Origin of the sequence: Pseudomonas sp. R32, from assembly GCF_009866705.1 — a bacterium.
Classification (GTDB): domain Bacteria; phylum Pseudomonadota; class Gammaproteobacteria; order Pseudomonadales; family Pseudomonadaceae; genus Aquipseudomonas; species Aquipseudomonas donghuensis.
This window is the reverse complement of record NZ_CP019396.1, coordinates 2,748,699-2,768,295: the sequence shown is the minus strand read 5'-3', so window position 1 is coordinate 2,768,295 and position 19,597 is coordinate 2,748,699. Positions and strand designations below refer to the sequence as shown.

The following is a 19,597-nucleotide window of genomic DNA, read 5'->3' as shown; positions in this document are numbered from 1 at the left end:
GAGAGGTGGCGTCTGGCGCCGAGCGAAGCGGGGTATAGTTCAGTCCTGGCGCGCACATGTCAACTAGCCATTATTGGCGGGGGGCTTTACCCTGCGCCAGGCCGCGCGGCGGCGCGCCATAGGTGCGGCGGAACAGCCGGCTGAAATGGGCCTGGTCGTAGAAGCCCAGGTCCAGGGCGATGGCACTTAACGGCTGGCCGGCCAGTACCCTGGGCAGGGCCCGCTCCAGGCGCAGCTGGGTCAGCCATTGCTGCGGCGGCAGGCCGCAATGGTTGCGAAAGCGGCGCAGCAGTTGCCAGGGACTGAGGCCGGTGAAGGCGGCCATCTCTTCCAGGCTTGGCGGCAGGTCCAGGCGCGACTCCAGCCAATCACGCAGTTGCCGCCAACGCAGCGGATCGAAGCCCTGGCCGTGTTCGCCGACCTTGAGCGTCGAACCCAGCCCGAGCAACAGTGCCAGTGCCTCCCATAGCTGGCTCTGGAACGCCAGCGGGTCGCGTTGCCGGTGCAGGCCGTCGAGCAGCTGCTGCAGTTGCGGGTGGCGCAGTTGCAAGGCATTGAGACTGGGCAGGCCCTGGCGGCCGTCGCTCAGGTCACGGCTGACCTCGGCCAGCCAGGCAGGGTCCAGGGTCAGGATGCGGATACTGTAGCCTTGGTCATCGGCACTGGCGCCATCGTGCACATGCTCCGGCGCCATCAGCAGGATGTCCCCTGCCCCGGCCAGCTGGCGCGTGCCGCCGGCGGCGTAACGCTGCTGGCCGGTGACGATCAGGCCGATGTGGTACTCCAGGTGAAAATGCCGGGGAAAGGCAAATTGCTGGTAGCGGGCATCGATCAGGCGCACGCCTGGATGCCCGGGGGCCTGGTGGACGACGCTATCCAACTAGCAGGCCGCCCGCCATTGGCGGATCTGGTCGAGGGTCGCGGTCACGCCACCACAGACGATCACCAGCACTTTCTGGTGCTGCTTGAGTGCTGCCGTTGGCGCATATGCCAGGGCCAGGGCTGCACCGCAGGCGGGCTCGACCAGGATGCGTTGGTCCAGCAGGAACTGCTCGCAGGCCTCCAGCGCCGCCTGATCACTGACCACATGGCTGTACACCGGTCGCTGCTGGCTCCACTCGAACGCCCGCTGGCACACCTGTTTGGCCGCCAGCGAGGTCGCAACGGTATTGACGCTATCGAGCGCCACCAGTTGCTTGCGCGCCATGCAGGCTGCCAGCGAGGCGGCGCCGGCGGTCTCGACGGCAAACACCGGCACCTGGCCCCAGCCGTTGCGCGCCAAGCCTTCACAGACGCCGGACAGCAAGCCGCCGCCACCGACTGCGACCACCACGGCATCGGGCTTGAAACCGGTGGCGGCGACTTCGTCGATCATGGTCGCATGGCCCTGCCACAGCAGCGGGTCATCGAACGGATGGATATAGGCGTCGTCCTCGCCCATCAGCGACAGCGCCAGGGCATTGGCCTCGTGCCAGGCCTTGCCGTGCACGATCACCTCGGCCTGTTCCTGGCGAATCAGTTGCTTGGCCCGCTCGGTGGTGGTCTCTGGCACCACTACCGTCACCGGCAGGCCCAGAATGCGCCCGGCAACAGCCACGGCGATGCCGGCATTGCCGCCCGACGACGACACGAAGCGGCGCTTGCCCTGCTTGGCATAGGCTTCACAGGCGGCACCGATGCCACGCAACTTGAACGAGCCGGACGGCTGCAGCGCATCGAGCTTCAGCCAGATGTCCAGGCCGCTGGCCAGGCTCAACGGGCGTGAGGCCACCAGCGGGGTTTCGATGTGCAGGCTCATAAGGTTTCTCCACTGGTCAATTCAACGATCAGTTCTATTTCGACACAGGCGCCCAGCGGAATCTGGCTGGCCCCGAAAGCGCTGCGGGCATGCTTGCCGCGCTCGCCGAAGACTTCTTCGAACAATTCAGAGCAGCCATCGGCGACCAGATGCTGCTGGGTGTAGTCACTGCAGCTGTTGACCAGGCATAGCAGCTTGACCACTTTGGCCACGCGGTTCAAGTCGCCGGTGGCGGCGAACAAGGTCGCGAGCAGGTCGAGGCCAACCCTGCGCGCGGCGAGGTGCCCGCTGGCGGTGTCCAGTTCGCGGCCGAGCTGGCCAACCCAGGGGGCGCCATTGTGTTTGGCGATATGACCGGAGATAAACAGCAGGTTGCCACTCTGCACCCACGGCAGATAGGCGGCGGCCGGTGGGCTGGGCGGCGTGAGAATGATGCCCAGTTGTTCCAGGCGCTGATGAGGGGATACGGACATGGCAGGTGGCCTTGAGGAGGGAACCTGGCCAGCCTACTGCTACTGGGCTGTGGGAATCTTGTATGAAATTGCGCTCGATCGCTGGCAGGTCCGGCGTGCACAGATCCCCTGTGGGAGCCGGCCTTGCCGGCGAAAATCTCAGCCGCGCTGCCGCGCCCGCAGCTGCTGCCTCAACCTGCGCAGCGGCGGCGCGTAGAGAAAGCCGAACGACACGTTGTTGTCCCGCCCCTTCAACGCATGATGCAGCATATGCGCGCGGTACAGGCGCTTGAGGTAACGGTTGCGCGGCCGTGGCCGGAACGGCCAGTGCCGGTGAACGATGCCGTCATGGACGATCACATAGATCACCCCGAACGCTGCCACCCCCGCCCCCACCCACTGCAGCGGCGCATGCCCGGCCCTGCCCAGCGCGACCAGGGCAAAGGCGATCAGGGCCAAGGCCAGGAGGTAGACATCGTTGGTTTCCAGCGCCCCCAGGTGCGGTTCATGGTGCGAGCGATGCAGGAACCAGCCCCAGCCATGCATGATGTAGCGATGCGCCAGATAGCCGATGCCCTCCATGGCCGTCAGGGTGCAGAGAAATACAACAAGGTTGAGGATCATGCGCTCGAGTTCGCGTGAGTTGGCAAAAACGCCGCAAAGCCTACCACCTCGGCCCTACTCGCGCACCGTCACTGTCGCCGTGGTACCGGCGCGCAGGTTGGCCTTGCCGGCATAAGCCGGGTCTATTTCAATGCGCACCGGGATGCGCTGGGCCAGTTTCACCCAGGTGTAACTGGGGTTGATATTGGCCAGCAGGCGGTTACCGGGGGCGTTTTCGCGGTCGGTGATGGCGTAAGCGATGCTCTGCACCCAGCCCTGGAAGCGCTCGCCGCTCATCAATGCGATGTCTACCTTGCTGCCCTGATGAATGCGCGGCAGCTTGGTTTCCTCGAAGTAGCCACTGATGTGGAACGAGCCGCTATCGACCAGCGCCAGCAGCGGCCCGCCGGCGGTGGCGTAATCCCCCTGGCGGGTCAGCAGGTTGGTCACATAACCGCTGACCGGCGCATAGATGCGCGTGCGTTGCAGGTCCAGTTCCGCCTGGGTCAGGGCGGCGCTGGCCAGTCGCACGTTGGCGCTGGCCAGGCTCAGGTTGGCCTGGCCACGCATCAGTTCGGCCTGGGCCACAGCAACGTCGGTACTGGATTTTTCCCATTCTTCACCGGAGATGGCAAAGCCCTGCTTCAAGGTGCGCCGCCGTTGTTCCTCACTCTGGCGCTGCTTGAGCAGGGCCTGGCTGGAGATGATCGCCGCCTGGGCCAGGCCTTCGCTGGCCCGCGCCACCTCGATGGCGCGGCGGGCATGCTCAACCGCCAGGGCATAACGCTCGGGATCGATCTCCAGCAGCAGCTCGCCCTTGTCGACGTGCTGGTTGTCCGCCACCTTGAGGCTGACGATACGCCCGGCGACATCCGCCGACAGCGTCACCACGTCGGCGCGCACCCGTGCATCGCGGGTCCAGGGCGCGCGGGTGTAATGCTCCCAGGCAAACCAGCCGAGCACCAGCGCCAGCACCACCACAACCAGGGTCGAGACCTGGGCGACAAGTTTGTTCAAGGTTCAGCTCCCCATGTACAGGATGATCAACGCGCACAGGCAGGCGTACAACGCGCCTTCAAACAGGGCCGGATGCCAGACCCGCTGCATGACCCCCAGCTTTTGCAGCAGCCAGAGCACGGCAATCAACAGCGGTATAGCCAGCAGCAACGCCTGGGCAATCGGTGGCAGGTAGACGCCGCCAATCTCGAAATCAATGGGCAAGGGCCGGGGCTCCTTCATCTGCAGGTTGAAGATAAGAGCTGTAGTGACGCAAGAAACCGGCGATCACCAGCAAGGCCACACGGATCCGGAACAGCGAGCGTAGCTGTTCGGCCGGCGCCTGCAGCTGTTCGCCGTGCAGGTTGTCGAGGCGCTCACCCAGGTCCTGCAGGGTCTGCAGCAAGGTTGGCAGCACCACCGCGGTACGCCCGGCAATGTACCGGCCAGTATTGCGCAACACCTGCTCAAGCTGGGTGCGCATTGCCTCCGGCAGCAACGGGTTGACCCTGCCCTGCTCCTGCAACTGGCGCAAGGCCACGCCCAGGGCCATGCACGCCAGGTTGACCTCGAACAGCGCCCGCGAACGCGCATCCGTTGTGGCCGGCAGCAGGCCGATAATCAGGGTCAGGCGGTCGACCATGCGACTTTCGAAGGCGAACTGGCGTTCATCCGAGGCCGGGCCCTTGAGCAAGGCATAGACCTGTTCACGGGTTTCGCGAAACAGCCGTTCGATGCGCAACTGCGGGTTGAACGGGAATATCCACGCATACACCATCAATGACAGCGCCGCGCCACAGGCATAGGCACCGGCGAATTCAAACCACTGCATCGCGGTGTTCTGCCAGGCGCCGATGTTCTGCGGGCCGAACAGCAAAAAGCTCGACAGGCCCAGGCCCATGCCGATCCCCGCGGTCATCGGCCCCGACAACCCTACCGCCACCACATAGAGCAACGGCACCAGCAACAGCGCGAGCATTTCGAAGTCGACCACCTGCGGGATCAGCCAGAACTGGTACAGCGCCGACACCACCAGCGCCAGGCCCAGGCCACGGGCGTAGTTCTGCGCGGCCATCAGCGGGCGCGGAAAGGTCGCCATCAGCGAGCACAGAATCCCTACCAGGATCATTCCGGCGCGGGCGCCGTCCCAGGCGGTCTCGATCCAGATCAGCCCGGCAGCGACCAGGGCGATAAAGGCGCGGCTGGCATTCATTGCCGCCAGGCGCCAGTCCAGGTGCAAAGGGTTGGTGCGCCCTTGGCGGTACAGGCAGTCGCCGGCACGGCCTTCCTGAATGGCATCGCTGAGTTCGAGCATTTCCCCCAGCTGTTCAAGCAACCGCGCTTGCTCCCAGCGCAAGGCCCAGGCCAGCGAGCGCAATGGGGTTGGCAGGTCGCTTTGCAGCTGCTCGGCTTGCAGCGCGGCCTGGTCGAAGCGCCGCTGCAGGGCACTGAAATGCTCACGGGCCGGTGCCGGCAAGGCACGGCCCTGCTGCGCCAACTGGTCGAGAAAGGCCAGCTCATCGGCCAGCAGGCGGCTGATGAACTCCGGGTAACTGCCCTGCCAACGCTCGGCGATCATCAGCTTCTGGTTACGCAAAACCGTCAGCCGCGAGCTGAGCAGCACCAACTGGTTGCCCAATAGCTGCACCAGGCCGTTGGCCCCGCGCAAATGCGGCGCATCGAAGTACAGGTGCCGGCGCAGGCCTTCCAGGGCGCTGATCTCACCAAGGATCTGCATCTGCCGCTTGGTGAACTCGGCAGCGCTTTGCTCACCGCGAATCGCCGCCGCAGCATGGCTGGCCATGAGTTTGATCAGGTTGTCGATCTTGGCAAAGTACCCCGTGGCCACCGCCTGCGGCCGCGCACTGAGCAGGCTGACCGCACACACACAGGCCACCGCCAGCAGGGTTTCGGTGACCCGGGTAATGGCCAGCATCAAGGTGTTGTCCTGCTCGGGGATCGCCAGCATCGCCACCACCACGGCGGTAAAACCACTGAGCACGAAGGCATGCGAGCTGGTGTAACGCAACAAGGTACCGCCGGCGGTACACAGGGCCAGCCACAGCGCCAGGGTGATGATGAACGGCAACGGCGCCTGCGGGAACAGCGCCATGATCAGCACCGCCACCGCCGCCCCGAGGGTGGTGCCGAGCACCTGGGCGAAGCTGCGTTGCAAGGTCATGCCGCCCAGAGGCTGGCTGACGATGAACACCGCCATGATCGACCACTTGGGTTGGTCCAGGTCAAAGATGAACGCCAGGTACAAGGTCAACAGGCAGGCGACGATGGTCCGCAGGGCGAAGCGCAGGGTGTCTGCCCCCGGATGCAGCACCAGCCGCCAGTAATTGATCAATGGTTGCACACCGGTCTCTCGAAAGTCCTTTCAGCGAACACTAGCCATAGAAGCGCTCCAGGGAAAGACCACGATATGACCCAGAGCGTTGCAAATCCGGAACGATAAACCGCTATCAAACAACAAATGTCATGTTTTTACCCTTGACCCTGCCAGGCCCGAGGGTTAGTTTCTCGCCCGCATTTTTGCATGCCTACACAGGAGTCCTGCATTGGACAGTAGCTCTGGTCGATTGCGACAGGTCCACACGGCGCGCTAGTTCAGCAGGTTGCTTCTGCCACTGGCACGCCGAACATGGCGGTTAGTGGCGATTCGCATCCCTTGCGGATGACAAATCCTCATTCTCCCTCCCGCACACCTGGCACCTTCAATGGTGTTGAAGGTTCGTGGCCCTGCGCATTCTCTTTGTTCACGAGCATCACCTTTGGGGTCGATGCCAAAGCGGCGCATTGCCGTGGATTCGAGGTTTGCTATGGATTGGAAAGTATTTCTGCTGCGCGTCACCGTCGCGCTGGTACTCGGGGCGCTGATCGGCGCCGAGCGTCAACTGCGTCAGCGCCTGACCGGCCTGCGCACCAACGCGCTGGTCAGCACCGGCGCCTGCCTGTTCGTGCTGATGACCCAGGCGGTGCCGGGCATGGCCGCGACCGATGCCTCGCGCGTTGCCGCGTATGTGGTCTCGGGCATCGGCTTTCTCGGCGGTGGCGTGATCATGCGCGACGGCCTCAACGTGCGCGGCCTGAACACCGCCGCCACGCTCTGGTGCACCGCGGCCGTTGGCGTGCTGTGCAGCCTGGGCCTGCTGCTGGAGGCCGCGCTGGGCAGTTGCGTGGTGCTGTGCGCCAATATCCTGCTGCGCGACATCGCCCAGCGCCTGAATCATCAGGACGTGCTGCCGGCCAACGAGGCCGAGCAGCGCTTTGAAGTGCGCATCACCTGTCGCGCCGAGGACGAGATCCAGGTGCGCAGCCTGATGCTGCACAGCTTCGGCAACGGCGGTCTGCGCCTGCAGTCGCTGCACAGTGAAGACCTGGCCAACCCGGCCAAGCTGGAAGTGCGCGCCGAACTGATGGGCAGCCCCGATGCGCCCACCCAGCTTGAACGCCTGGTCAGCCGGGTGAGCCTGGAAAAAGGCGTGAGCTCGGTGCGTTGGCAAGTGCAGGAGCTCACGGCCGATTAACGGCGATCGTCCGACAGCGGGGTGGGCTGATCAGGCTTGGGCAGGGGGTCGTCCAGCGACGGGGCATCGGGCATGCGCTCGATGTCCTGGGACGGGTCGCGCCGTTGCCGGTCATCTGCTACGTTGGGGTCACTGACCGGGTCATGTTCGCGCTGCGGGTTGTTAAGTGGATCCTTCCAGAGGGGATCACTTTCGGGACGTGGCTGGCTCATGACAACTACCTCGCAATAGCGGCGCAAAAGTATGCGCACCGTACAGTTTCGAGGTGTTTTGAGTGCCTGCAGTGCCGTCCAGGCGATCAACGGCAGGCCCGCAAAAATATGCCCAGTGGCAAGTAAAATCCGCTGCAGCACCCAGCTGATCAAGGGGTATCGTGTAGCAAAATAATCAGCCAGAGGTGCACTGTGGCGTCCTATACCTTGCGTCAGTTGAAGTACTTCGTCACCACCGTTGAATGCGGCAGCGTCGCCGAGGCGTCGCGCAAGCTGTACATCGCCCAGCCGTCGATCTCCACGGCGATCAAGGGCCTGGAAGACAGCTTCGGCGTACAGCTGTTCATCCGCCATCACGCCCAGGGCGTTTCACTGACCCCAAGTGGTGCACGCTTCTACCGCAAGGCCCAGGAACTGCTGCGCATGGCCCGCGAGTTCGAACAGAACGCCCTGGCCGACAATGACGTGGTTTGTGGCCAGATCGACATCGGCTGCTTCGAGACCGTCGCCCCGCTCTACCTGCCGCGCCTGATCGCCGGCTTTCGCCAGCGCTTCCCGGGCGTGGAGATCCGCCTGCAGGACGGCGAGCAGCAGGAACTGGTGCAAGGCCTGACCGGCGGGCGTTTCGACCTGGCGATCTTCTATGAGCACGATTTGGACAGCACCATCGAAGTCGAAGCCCTGACCGCCCCGCAGCGCCCCTATGCGCTGGTGCCGGCCGGCCATCGCTTTGCCGGGCAGGCCCAGGTGTCGATCCGTGACCTGGCCCTGGAGCCAATGATCCTCCTCGACGTGCAGCCCAGCCGAACCTATTTCGTGAGTATTTTCGAAGAGTTGCAACTGAGCCCCAACATCGTCTTCAGCTCGCCATCGATCGAGATGGTGCGCGGCATGGTGGGCCAGGGCTTTGGCTTTGCCCTGCTGGTGACCAAGCCCCATGGCCATAGCACCTATGATGGCCAGGAGGTGGTCTGCGTGGAGATTGCCGAAGATGTCACCGGATCGGCGCTGGTGGCTGGCTGGCTCAAGCGTGCGCAACTGACCAAGCCTGCGCAGCTGTTTGTCGATTACTGCAAGGAGCAGTTTGCCGCGTGGCTGGCTTAGGGTTCAACAGCATCGCGGGGCAAGCCCGCTCCCACATTATCTGTGGGAGCGGGCTTGCCCCGCGATGAACTCAGCGCGCCGCCCAGGCGTTGAAACGCTGCTCCAGTTCCTCGCCATGGTCCACCCAGAACCCGGCATCCACCGCCCGCGCCCCGGCCAGGTTGGCTTCTGCGGTCGGCAACTGCTGCTGGACAGTCGCCGGCAGCAGCTTCAACGCCTCGCGGTGTACCGGCCCGTAGGGGATCTGCTCGGAGAACACCTTCTGGGTCTGTGGCTGGCTGGCAAAGGCAATGAAATCCTCGGCCAACGCTTTGTTCGGCGTGCCCTTGACCACCGCCCAGTACTCCGGGTCGTACAGGCTCTGCGGCCAGACGATGCTGAGCTTCATGCCCTCCTTCTGCGCCGAGGCGATCCGGCCGTTGTAGGCCGCGCTCATGACCACGTCACCGGCGATCAGCCACTGCGCCGGTTGCGCGCCGGCTTCCCACCACTGGATATTGCCTTTGATCTGGTCCAGCTTGGCAAAGGCGCGGCTGACGCCCTCGGCGGTGCCGAGCACTTGATACAACTGCTCGGGCTTGACGCCGTCGGCGAGCAAGGCGATTTCCAGGGTGTACTTGGCGCCCTTGCGCAAGCCGCGCTTGCCAGGGAAGTCGGCAACGTTCCAGAAGTCCGCCCAGGAGCTCGGCGCCCTGGCCAGCTTGCCGTTGTCGTAGGCCATGACCATCGACCACACATAGGTGGCCACCCCGCATTCACTCAGGGTGCCCGGCACGAACTGCGCCGGGTCGCCGAAGCGCGCCGGATCGAGGCGTTCGAACAGGCCCTCGTCGCAGCCGCGCAGCAGCTCCGGGCTTTCGACTTCGACCACATCCCAGCTGGTATGGCCGACATCGACCATGGCCTTGATCTTCGACAGCTCACCGTTGTACTCGCCGGCAACCACGCGTCCTGCACCGCTGGCGTTGAAAGGTTGGAAGTAGGCCTTGTCCTGGGCCTGCTTGGTGGCACCGCCAAAAGAGATGACGGTGAGGTTCTGCGGCGCAGCCGACACGGCGCTGCACAGCAAAACCAGGGCAAAGGGAACACAGCAACGCAAGGATCTGGACATGAAGCGGTTCCTCTAATAGGCCGACGCGCCCGCACGCGCCGGCCGCTTGTGGGCTTACAGGCGACCGAATTCGCGGGCGGTACGGTCTACGGCGGTACGGGTCTTGTCGACCAGTTCATCGATGTCGGCGTGGCTGGCCACCAGGGCCGGGGCCATGATCATTCGGCCCAGGGTCGAGCGGATGATCAGGCCTTCTTCAAAACCGAGGGTGCGGCAACGCCAGGCCATGTCGTTTTCGTTGGCGAAGCGCTTGCGGCTGGCCTTGTCTTCGGCGAACTGCAAGGCGGCAACCAGGCCGGTGCCCTGTACCTCGCCAATCAATGGGTGGTTGCCGAACACCTCACGCAGGCAGCGCTGCAGGTACGGGCCGGTCTGCTGCTTGACCCGGCTGACGATGCCTTCGTCGCGCAAGGCCTTGAGGTTGGCAATCGCCACCGCCGCCGCCACCGGGTGGCCGGAATAGGTCAGGCCGTGGGCGAACACCCCGCCCTGCTCCACCAGCACTTGCGCCATGCGCTTGGAGAGGATCAGGCCGCCCATGGGGATGTAGCCGCTGGTCAGGCCCTTGGCGATCGACAGGGTGTCGGGCTCGAAACCAAAGTGCTGGTGGGCGAACCACTCGCCGGTCCGGCCAAAGCCACCGATCACCTCATCGGCGCACAGCAGCACGTCGTATTGACGGCAGATGCGCTGGATTTCCGGCCAGTAGCTTTCGGGCGGGAAGATCATGCCGCCAGCGCCCTGGAACGGCTCGGCAACGAAGGCAGCAACGTTCTCGGCACCCAGTTCGAGGATCTTTTCTTCCAGCTGGCGCGCTGCGCGCAGGCCGAATTCGGCCGGGGTCAGGTCGCCTTCGTGGGCGAACCAGTACGGCTCGTCGATGTGTGCAACATCGGGGATCACCCCGCCCATGTCGTGCATGAACTTCATCCCGCCCAGCGCCGTGGCGCCCAGGGTCGAGCCGTGGTAGCCGTTCCAGCGGCCGATCATGATCTTCTTCTGCGGCTGGCCGAGGATCTGCCAGTAGCGGCGCACGGTACGGATCAGCACCTCGTTGGCTTCGGAGCCGGAGTTGGTGTAGATCGCGTGGCTGTAGTGCGCCGGCAACAGGCTGAACAGCAGCTCGGACAGCTCGACCACCGCCGGGTGGGTGGTGTGGAAGAACATGTTGTAGTACGGCAGTTGCTCAAGCTGCTGGCTGGCGGCCGCGGCCAGGTCCTTGCGGCCATAGCCGAGGTTGGTGCACCACAGCCCCGACATGCCGTCCAGGTAGCGTTTGCCGTCGTTGTCCCACAAGGCCAGGCCTTGGCCACGGACGATCACCCGTGGGCCTTCGGCGTTCAGTGCCTTCTGGTCAAGAAAGGCATGAATGTGGTGCGCGGCGTCCGCTGCCTGGTAATCACCGGTGCTACGGACAGGTTTCTCTTGAGCGGTCATTGCGAGTCTCCTTGCGGGTTTTTATCGTGTTGAGTGCCCAGCACGCTTTCCAGCGGCTCGGGCTTGAACAGCGGCTTGCCCATCACACCCTTGATCCACAGCACGGCGATGATCGAGACGATCAGCAGCACCAGGCCTGCGTAGGCAAAAATCGAAAAGGTCATGTCCGGGCTCGGCGAGACGTTCCAGATCGCAAACAGCATGCCGGCGATACCGAACAGCTGCGGCAACGGGTAGAACGGCGTGCGGAACGGCCGCGCCACCTGCGGGTAACGCCGGCGCAGGGCGATGACGTTGACGTGGGTGATGATGTAGGCCAGCAACCAGGCCAGGGCGGCGGACAACAGCAGCTGGTTGATCGCATCGGCATGGTCGTGCATCAGCAGCAACGGCAGGCCGGTGACCGCAGCGATGAACAGCACTGCCACCCAGGGCGCACCGGTGCGCTTGCCCTGGCGCTTGAACACGCCGAAGGCCTGGCCGTTGCGGGCCATGCCCAAGAGCATGCGCGGGATCGCCGCCAGCGAGCTGTTGAGGGTGCTGCAGGTGGCGGTAATCGCGGCGGTGACCAGGAACACCTTGCCGGCCTCACCGAACACCGTGGTGGCGAACAGGTAGTGCGGCAGGCCGTTGCTGGCCAGTTCCGCCTGCGGCACGGTGAGCAAGGCACCCAGGCCGTACAGGCTGATGATCACGAAGATGATGGTCAGGCCGAGCATCATCGACCCCGGTATGTTGCGCTCCGGACGGCGGGTTTCTTCTACCAGTGGGCAAACGAACTCGGCGCCGACAAAGCCCCACACCGCCATCGCCGTCAGGGCGATCACCCCCAGGCCCAGCGGGTTCCAGTGGGCACTGTCGAACAACGCCGGGTTGGGCGCGACGATATCGCTGTTCATCGCGCTCAGGCCCATCACCAGCAACACCACGGTCATCACCACCGCCAGCACCGTTTGCAGGCGGGCGAAGATGTCGATGTTGAACAGGTTGAGCACGGTGAACAGCGCCAGCACCCCGAGGGCCACGGTCAAGGGCGGCATGGCGTGCGGGTAGACCTTGTCGATGATGAACTCCATCAGCAACAGCTCGGCCGACAGGGCGAACATCGCCACCACCACATAGCCGGAGAAGGTCGCCAGGATCGCCGGGAACTGACCGATGGCGACTTCGGTGTAGCTGCTCAGGCTGCCGGCGCGGGGGATCATCAGCGCCAGCTCCGAGAACGAACAGGCGTAGCTCAGGGCCAGCAGATAGGCCAGGCCCAGGGGCACGATAAAGCCCAGACCGGCGATGCCGACGCCTTGCAGCATCAGCACCATGACGCCCTGGGACACCACCAGGCCGATAGCCACCGCCAACAGCGCTGTGAGGCCGAGTTTCTTGCGACTTGCAGGCGGCGCCAGGGCGCCGGTTTGCACGCTTGCATTGCTGTTCATCGGTTGCTCCGAGTTGTTGTTATTGGAAGAACAGAGTTGTTGCCTGTGCTGGCCTCATCGCTGGCAAGCCAGCTCCCACAGGCCTTCAGCCACGCAGCTGAATCCAGGTGGTTTTAAGCTGCGTGTACTTGTCGAACGAATGCAGCGACAGGTCGCGGCCAAAACCCGACTGCTTGCCGCCGCCAAAGGGCACGGTCACATCCAGGGCATCGACGGTATTGACCGACACCGTCCCGGCATTCAACCGCCGGGCGACGCGGTGGGCGCGGTTAAGGTCGTCGGTCCACAGCGAAGCCGCCAAGCCATAGATATGGTCATTGGCCATGGCCACTGCCTGGTCTTCGTCATCGAACACGCTGACCGCCAGCACCGGGCCGAAGACCTCTTCGCGGGCCAGGGTCATTTCAGCGGTTACGCCGGTAAAGATCGTCGGCTCGATGAAGTTGCTGGAGCCGTCGAAACTCAACTGCCGACCACCACACACCAGCTGCGCGCCCTCGGCCTGGGCCTGCTCGATGTAATGCATGATCCGCTGCGCCTGGCGGCTGTCGACGATGGCCCCGGCGCGGCTCGCCGGGTTCAGCGGATTGCCCGGCTGCCACTGGCGCGCCTTGTCGATCAGACGCGCAATGAACGCATCGGCGATCGAGCGCTGCACCAGCAGGCGCGAATTGGCCGAGCAGACTTCGCCCTGGTTGAAGAAGATCCCGAACGCGGCTTTCTCGGCCGCCAGGTCCAGGTCCTGGCAGTCGGCAAACACCAGGTTCGGGCTCTTGCCACCGCATTCGAGCCACACCTGCTTGAGGTTCGACTGCGCGGCGTACTGCATGAAGTACTTGCCGACCTCGGTGGAGCCGGTGAACGCCAGAGCATCGACGTCCATGTGCAGGCCCAGAGCGCGACCAGCCTCCTCGCCCAGGCCCGGCACGACGTTGAGCACGCCCCTGGGAATGCCCGCTTCAATCGCCAGCTCGGCCAGGCGCAGCGCCGAGAACGGCGATTGCTCGGCCGGTTTGAGCACCACGCTATTGCCCGCGGCCAATGCCGGGGCAAGCTTCCAGGCGGCCATGTCCAGCGGGAAGTTCCACGGCACCACGGCGCCGATCACCCCCAGCGGCACGCGGGTGATGGTCGCCAGGGCATTGCTGGCGGTCGGCGCCACCTGATCGTAGAGTTTGTCGAGGCTTTCGCCGTACCAGGCAAACACATGGGCGGCGCCCGGCACGTCGATGTTCCAGGCATCCATCACCGGCTTGCCCATGCTCAGCGAGTCGAGCAATGCCAGCTCATCGCGGTGTTCGAGCATCAATTGCGCCAGGCGCAGCAGCACGGCCTTACGCTCGGTCGGTGCCCTCTTCGCCCAGGAGCCTTGCTCGAACGCCTGGCGAGCACTGTGCACGGCCTGGTCGACCTCGACCTGGCCGCAGGCTGCAACCTGGGCCAGTAGCTTGCCGGTGGCCGGGTTGATGACATCGAATCGCGCCCCGCTGCGCGCTTGACAGGCCTCGCCGTCGATAAACGCGCTGTCGATCAGGCGCTGCTGTTGCGCCAGGGTTGTCCACTCGTTGCAGTTTTTCACCGCAGACTCCTTATTGTTATCCGTTGTTGGAGAGGTATTCGGCCAAACGGTCCATCAGGCGGTCACAGGCCGCCATCTGTTCGACGCTGACAAATTCATCCGGCTTGTGGCCCTGGTCCATGCTGCCCGGCCCGCACACCACGGCCGGGATCCCGGCCTGGTCGAACAAGCCGCCTTCGGTGCCAAAGGCCACGGTGCTGAAGGCGTCGCTGCCGCACAGCTGCGCAACCAGTTGCGCCGCCGCGCTCTCAGGCGCGGTGGCCAGGCCCGGGTAAGCGGACAGCGGCTCGAAGCGAATCGCCGTGTCGGCCTTGACCGCTTGCATGGCCGGCAGCAGCGTTTGCTGCGCATAACGTTGCAGCTCGTCCACCACCGCCTGCGGCTCGAAGGCCGGCAAGGCGCGTACCTCAAAGTCGAAGCGGCAAGTGGCCGGGACGATGTTCAGCGCCGTGCCGCCGTGGATCACCCCAACCTGCACGGTGGAGAACGCCGGATCGAAGCGCGCATCGTGATGCTCCGGCGCCGCCAGGCGCTGGCCGATGTCGCCCAGGCGGCCGATCAAGCGCGCCGCCTGCTCGATGGCGTTGACGCCATACGGCGCATAGGCCGAATGACACGGCGCACCGTGTACGTGGCAGCGCATGGCCAACTTGCCCTTGTGGCCGAGCACTGGCTTGAGCTCGGTGGGCTCGCCGATCAGGCACAGCGCCGGTTGCGCGATACGCCGGGGCAACAGCTCCAGCAGGCTGCGCACGCCCAGGCAGCCGACCTCCTCGTCATAGGAGAACGCCAGGTGCACTGGCCGGCGCAGGGGGCGTTGCAGAAACAGCGGCACCGCCGCCAGCACCGAAGCCAGGTAGCCTTTCATGTCGGCGGTGCCACGGCCGTACAGCTTGCCGTCGCGCTCGGTGAGGCTGAACGGCTCGACCGTCCACGCCTGGCCGTCCACCGGCACTACGTCGGTATGCCCCGACAGCACCACCCCGCCCGCCACTGCCGGGCCGATGCTGGCCAGCAGGTTGGCCTTGGTCCGTTCGTCGTTGTAGATCAGCTCGCAGCTCACCCCCAGGCCGTGCAGGTAGTCGCGGACGAACTCGATCAAGGCCAGGTTCGAATCGCGACTGACCGTGGCAAAGCCGATCAGCCTGGCCAACAAGGCACGGCTGCGCAGCTCACTCATCGCCCGGCACTCCGTAGCTCGGCGCCAAGGTCGGGTTGAGGGCGCGGGTCAGGTAGTCCTGCAACTGCGGCTGGTAAGCGGTCCAGAGTTTGTTTAGCTCGCCAATGGGGTTTTCCTCGGCCCAGTCCACGCGCAGGTCGACGATCGGCCAGAGCAGCTCGCCGACCACCGACAGCGCCGCCGAATGCACCGCCCCGGCTTCGCCGCCGGCGTCCTGGCTGGCCTGCAGCGCGCTGAGCAAGCGGGCGGCCAAGCAGCCCTCGCTGTTCTCGAAAACCTCGACCATGCGCTCGATCACCGCGCTGTTGGCCAGCAGGTTGCCCGCCGCCACGCATTGCTCACCGGCCACGGCATTGTGGATGCCCAGCGCATGGTTGCCGCTGAACAGCGCCGTGCGCCCCTGGGCATCGATCACCGCCACCTGGCGGTATTGGCTGTAACCGTTGCGGGTCAAGGCCCGGTCCAGGGCCTGGTGCGGCGCCAGGCCTTCATCGAGGCCGTCGAGTATCTGCGGGCCGAGGGCCGGCAAGGTGATGTTCTGGCTCGACACCGCACCGACGCCGCTGCGCAGCCACGGGCAGCGGGCGCCGACGGCGATGCTCGATGAGCTGATGGCAATGCCCAGTTGGCCGGTGTCGGCGCAGCGGCCAACGATGGAAAAGGTCATGGCACGCTCCTTATTCGGGGATGACCGCAATCACGTCGATTTCCATCAGCCACTGCGGCTGGCCGAGGGCGCTGACCACCAGGCCCGTGGAGATCGGAAACACGCCCTTGAGCCATTTGCCGACCTCCTGGTACACCGGCTCGCGGTAGCGCGGGTCGATCAGGTAGGTGGTGGTCTTGACGATATGACTGAGGTCGCTACCGGCCTCCTCCAGCAACTGCTTGACGTTGCGCATGGCCTGCTCGGCCTGGGCCCGTGGATCACCGAGGCCGACCAATTGGCCATTGAAGTCGGTGCCCACCTGGCCCCGCACATACACGGTGTTGCCGGCACGCACGGCCTGGCACAGGTCGTTGTCCAGGGTCTGGTTGGGGTAGGTGTCTTTGGTGTTGAACATACGAATACGGGTATGAGTAGGCATCAACGGGCTCCGATCAGGCTGGCAGGTTGGCTGGACGCTTCGCGCTCGGCTTGGCGTTGCGCGGCGTCGCGGTAATTGAGGTAGGTGCGTTGCTTGGCAATGTGCTCGGCGATGTGCTTGGCGTCGTGCCACACGCCCCAGATAAACGCCGAGCCGCGCCGCGACAGCCATGGCAGGCCGACGAAATAGACCCCCGGCTCGCTGGACACGCCGCGCTGGTGGCGGGGCTTGCCGTTGTCTTTGAAGGCGTCGACCTGCAACCAGCTGTAGTCCACCGAATAGCCGGTGGCCCAGATGATGGTGCTGACGCCGGCCTTGGCCAGGTCGAGTTCGAGAATCGGCTGGGTCAGGCACTGCGGGTCGGGGAGAATCTCCCGCGCTTGCGGCTCTTGCGGCAGGTCGAGGCCATTGCGGGCGATATAGGCGTCGGCGGCATCGAGCAGCGCCAGGTAGTTTTCGTCACCGCGGGCGATGTTCTCGGCCAGGTTCGCCTCGAAACTGACCACGCCATTGTCAAAGCCCTTGGTCAGGCCGACCAGGGTCATGCCCTGCTGCGCCAGCCTGCGAAAATCGACCGTATGGCCGCCGCGCGCACCGCTGACGGCGATGGTCACGTGCTCCTTGCCCGGTTGCATGGTCTCGGCATCCCACTCGCCGAGCACGCCCAGCCACCAGCAGAAATCACGGTTGCGGTAGGCCCGTGGCGGCCGGTCGTGGGCACCGACCGAGAGGTACACCTGCTTGCCGGCGCGTTGCAGTTCATCGGCGATCTGCACCCCCGAGGAGCCGGCACCGACCACCAGCACCGCCCCTTCAGGCAGCTGCTGCGGGTTGCGGTACGCGGCCGAGTGGATCTGCAGCACGCTCGACTGTTGCGCGGCAATCGGCGGGATCACCGGGCGCTGGAACGGGCCGGTGGCGACCACCACCTGCAGGGCTTCGATCACCCCGTCGCTGGTTTGCACGGTGAACCCCGGGCGATCGCTGTTGCGCACTACCTGGGTGACATCGACGCCGGTGCGGATCGGCGCGTTGAACTTACGGGCGTAGGCTTCGAAGTAATCGGCAACCTGGTCCTTGCCGGCGAAGGCATCCGGGTCCAGGCCCTCGAATTCCAGGCCCGGGAAGCGGTCGTGCCAGGCCGGGCCGTTGGCCACCAGCGAATCCCAGCGGCCGGTGCGCCAGGCTTCGGCAATGCGCTTGCGTTCCAGCACCAGGTGCGGCACGCCCAGGCGGCTCAGGTGTTCACTCATGGCCACACCGGCTTGCCCGGCGCCAACTACAAGCGTATCGATCTTGGTTTTATGGGTTGTCATGTCTGCGCCCTACTGAGTTGTCCCACGCGGGTAGCCGTGGGAGGGTGTAGGGCGCATTCTGGGAGCGCGCGGGAAAACGCGAAATTATGATTTTTGTGGTTGTTAGAGAGTAAAAAACTGGGGCTGCTTGCCAGCGATCGAGCGCGAAGCGGTCGCTAGTACGTTTCTGGCGTTAGTCCAAAAGTGCCAAAAGGCCCACCTGTTGCGGATCGGCCGACGATTGACGACACTGCAGCTTTACCCTGCACAGTTGCCATCATGCCCCTGAACATTCGCCTGGCCCGCGTCGAAGACGCCCCCCTGCTGCCCGCCGTCGAGCGTTCGGCGGCGCAATCCTTTATCCATCATCACGGCCTTGAATGGATTGCCCAGGGGCCGGTCATGAGCACGGCTGAGCACCTGGCCTTTATCGATCAGGGCCATGAATGGGTGCTGGTAGACCCAGACGATCAACCCCTGGGGTTTCTCTGCGCCACGCCGTCGGGTGCCGACCTGTTCGTTCATGAACTGTCGGTTGCCCAGCACGTCCAGGGTCAAGGCCATGGTCGCGGGCTGATCAACACCGCCTGCCAGTGGGCCCGCGAACACGACTTTCAGGGCCTGACCCTGACCACGTTCGCCCAGGTGCCCTGGAACGCGCCCTTCTATGCCCGCCTGGGTTTCGCGCTACTGACCGAACAGCAACTCAGCCCGGCCCTGCACCAGCAATTGACACGTGAACAGTTGCAGGGGCTGACCGGGCGCTGCGCCATGCGCCTTGATCTTCAGCCCTTGTCCTGAGCCTGCTCGCCGGCGCGTTCAGCCTGGCGCAGTTGCGCTTCCTGCTTGCCAATCAGCTGCAACTGGCGGCGCAGCTCCGAGACCCGTTCGGCCAGGCTCAAGGCCAGGTCCTTGTTCTGTTTCTCCAGTTCGTCACGTGATCCGCTGAGCTGCGCAAGCTTTACCTCCAAGCCCTGGATCTGCGCCTGCTGACGCTCGCTCTGGGTCTTGAAGCCACGCTGGGCCTCCTTGAGGGTGCGGATCTGCACCAGCAAGCCTTCGTTGTCGCGGTTCAGCCGGGTCAGCTCGTCCTGTTTGACGATCAGGGTCTGCTGCAACTGGCGCACTTCCACCTGCAGCAACTGCACCTGGGCCTCATGACGGCGCTGATCCTGATCACGCTGCTCGCGGCTGGCGTTGCGGTAATGCTCAAGGGCATCGCGGGCATGCTGGTGCTTGTCTTCCAGCGAGCGGATCTGCTCGTCCTTGTCCGCCAGACGCAGGTTCAGCTCGCCGACGGCCTGGTTGAGGGTGGCGTTACGCGTCTGCTCGCTTTGCAGGGTGCTGCGGGCGGTGGCCAAGGCTTCTGACTCGCCGGCCAGTGCCGCCGCCTGGATGTCGTGCTGCTGTTGCAATGCGGCCAACGCCTGCTGGCTGATCTGTACTTGCGCGAGCAACGTCTGGCGCTGTTGTTCAAACGCGCTACGGGCTTGCTCGATGCGCGCCTCGCCCTCCTCCCGCAACTGTTCAGCCAGTTGCTCGACCAATGTCGCCAGCGTGCCACTGAGGTTTGGCGCACTGGCAGGCACGGCGGGCTGCAGGCTCTCCAGCGCTTTCAGGTAACGGTGAATGGTGGTTTTCGAACCGGTATTGCCCAGTTCGATACGTACCGCATCGATACTTGGATGCTCGCCACGGGCCAGCAATGCTTGCCGCGCCTTGTGCACTAATGCCTGGTTGATGCCGCCACGGGCCATGTCAGCTCCTACGATT

20 protein-coding genes are annotated in these 19,597 nt (G+C 64.7%); 3 read left to right on the top strand and 17 right to left on the bottom strand.

The window, feature by feature from the left end; all coding sequences use genetic code 11:
• Positions 1–70: 70 nt before the first annotated feature.
• The 7 genes from PspR32_RS13120 to PspR32_RS13090 form a co-directional block, all read right to left on the bottom strand.
• Complete coding sequence (locus PspR32_RS13120) at positions 71–880, bottom strand: AraC family transcriptional regulator (protein WP_036995635.1); 810 nt, start codon at positions 878–880, stop codon at positions 71–73.
• On the bottom strand, positions 881–1,798 hold the full coding sequence (locus PspR32_RS13115; protein WP_036995637.1) for a pyridoxal-phosphate dependent enzyme: 918 nt from the start codon (positions 1,796–1,798) through the stop codon (positions 881–883).
• Complete coding sequence (locus tag PspR32_RS13110) at positions 1,795–2,271, bottom strand: RidA family protein (protein ID WP_010226055.1); 477 nt, start codon at positions 2,269–2,271, stop codon at positions 1,795–1,797. Before PspR32_RS13110 ends, PspR32_RS13115 begins: the two co-directional genes overlap by 4 nt.
• Positions 2,272–2,409: 138 nt before the next feature.
• Positions 2,410–2,874: a sterol desaturase family protein gene (locus tag PspR32_RS13105; protein WP_010226054.1), complete on the bottom strand. Its 465-nt coding sequence runs from the start codon at positions 2,872–2,874 to the stop codon at positions 2,410–2,412.
• A gap of 54 nt (positions 2,875–2,928) precedes the next feature.
• Entirely contained in the window at positions 2,929–3,870 is a 942-nt protein-coding gene (locus PspR32_RS13100) for an HlyD family secretion protein (protein WP_159388646.1), read from the bottom strand.
• Positions 3,871–3,873: 3 nt separating this feature from the next.
• Positions 3,874–4,074, bottom strand: a complete 201-nt coding sequence (locus PspR32_RS13095) for a DUF1656 domain-containing protein (RefSeq protein WP_010226052.1) — start codon at positions 4,072–4,074, stop codon at positions 3,874–3,876.
• Complete coding sequence (locus PspR32_RS13090) at positions 4,064–6,211, bottom strand: FUSC family protein (RefSeq protein WP_100783258.1); 2,148 nt, start codon at positions 6,209–6,211, stop codon at positions 4,064–4,066. Before PspR32_RS13090 ends, PspR32_RS13095 begins: the two co-directional genes overlap by 11 nt.
• Before the next feature lie 463 nt (positions 6,212–6,674).
• On the opposite strand from PspR32_RS13090, the gene PspR32_RS13085 reads away from it, so the two are divergent.
• Positions 6,675–7,382 carry an MgtC/SapB family protein gene (locus tag PspR32_RS13085; protein WP_010226050.1) on the top strand — a complete coding sequence of 236 codons (708 nt, stop codon included), beginning with the start codon at positions 6,675–6,677 and terminating at the stop codon, positions 7,380–7,382.
• Here the strand turns inward: PspR32_RS13085 and PspR32_RS13080 are convergent.
• Positions 7,379–7,594: a hypothetical protein gene (locus PspR32_RS13080; protein ID WP_010226049.1), complete on the bottom strand. Its 216-nt coding sequence runs from the start codon at positions 7,592–7,594 to the stop codon at positions 7,379–7,381. The genes PspR32_RS13085 and PspR32_RS13080 overlap by 4 nt on opposite strands.
• 192 nt (positions 7,595–7,786) lie before the next feature.
• Here PspR32_RS13080 and PspR32_RS13075 point away from each other — a divergent pair, with 192 nt between their 5' ends.
• Complete coding sequence (locus PspR32_RS13075; protein ID WP_010226047.1) at positions 7,787–8,698, top strand: LysR substrate-binding domain-containing protein; 912 nt, start codon at positions 7,787–7,789, stop codon at positions 8,696–8,698.
• 70 nt (positions 8,699–8,768) lie between these two features.
• On the opposite strand, the gene PspR32_RS13070 is transcribed toward PspR32_RS13075, so the two are convergent.
• The 8 genes from PspR32_RS13070 to PspR32_RS13035 form a co-directional block, all read right to left on the bottom strand.
• Complete coding sequence (locus PspR32_RS13070; protein WP_010220454.1) at positions 8,769–9,809, bottom strand: ABC transporter substrate-binding protein; 1,041 nt, start codon at positions 9,807–9,809, stop codon at positions 8,769–8,771.
• A gap of 54 nt (positions 9,810–9,863) precedes the next feature.
• On the bottom strand, positions 9,864–11,246 hold the full coding sequence (locus tag PspR32_RS13065) for an aspartate aminotransferase family protein (RefSeq protein WP_036995642.1): 1,383 nt from the start codon (positions 11,244–11,246) through the stop codon (positions 9,864–9,866).
• Positions 11,243–12,682 carry an APC family permease gene (locus PspR32_RS13060; protein WP_159388645.1) on the bottom strand — a complete coding sequence of 480 codons (1,440 nt, stop codon included), beginning with the start codon at positions 12,680–12,682 and terminating at the stop codon, positions 11,243–11,245. Before PspR32_RS13060 ends, PspR32_RS13065 begins: the two co-directional genes overlap by 4 nt.
• An 85-nt stretch (positions 12,683–12,767) precedes the next feature.
• The gene (locus PspR32_RS13055; protein ID WP_036995643.1) at positions 12,768–14,261 is read right to left on the bottom strand and encodes an aldehyde dehydrogenase; all 1,494 of its coding nucleotides are present in this window, start codon (positions 14,259–14,261) and stop codon (positions 12,768–12,770) included.
• Between the two features lie 16 nt (positions 14,262–14,277).
• The gene (gene argE / locus PspR32_RS13050; RefSeq protein ID WP_159388644.1) at positions 14,278–15,441 is read right to left on the bottom strand and encodes an acetylornithine deacetylase; all 1,164 of its coding nucleotides are present in this window, start codon (positions 15,439–15,441) and stop codon (positions 14,278–14,280) included.
• A complete protein-coding gene (locus PspR32_RS13045) occupies positions 15,434–16,108 on the bottom strand; it encodes a DUF1028 domain-containing protein (RefSeq protein ID WP_036995646.1) in 675 nt (224 codons plus the stop codon). Before PspR32_RS13045 ends, argE begins: the two co-directional genes overlap by 8 nt.
• 10 nt (positions 16,109–16,118) lie before the next feature.
• The gene (locus PspR32_RS13040) at positions 16,119–16,529 is read right to left on the bottom strand and encodes a RidA family protein (protein ID WP_003201555.1); all 411 of its coding nucleotides are present in this window, start codon (positions 16,527–16,529) and stop codon (positions 16,119–16,121) included.
• Positions 16,529–17,845 (bottom strand): flavin-containing monooxygenase, encoded by a 1,317-nt coding sequence (locus PspR32_RS13035; RefSeq protein WP_159388643.1) that lies wholly within the window; start codon positions 17,843–17,845, stop codon positions 16,529–16,531. The genes PspR32_RS13040 and PspR32_RS13035 overlap by 1 nt, the downstream gene beginning before the upstream one ends.
• Positions 17,846–18,103: 258 nt before the next feature.
• On the opposite strand from PspR32_RS13035, the gene PspR32_RS13030 reads away from it, so the two are divergent.
• On the top strand, positions 18,104–18,625 hold the full coding sequence (locus tag PspR32_RS13030) for a GNAT family N-acetyltransferase (protein ID WP_159388642.1): 522 nt from the start codon (positions 18,104–18,106) through the stop codon (positions 18,623–18,625).
• Here PspR32_RS13030 and PspR32_RS13025 read toward each other — a convergent pair.
• A complete protein-coding gene (locus tag PspR32_RS13025; protein ID WP_159388641.1) occupies positions 18,610–19,581 on the bottom strand; it encodes a DNA-binding protein in 972 nt (323 codons plus the stop codon). The two genes, PspR32_RS13030 and PspR32_RS13025, sit on opposite strands and share 16 nt — an antisense overlap.
• Between the last annotated feature and the right edge of the window lie 16 nt (positions 19,582–19,597).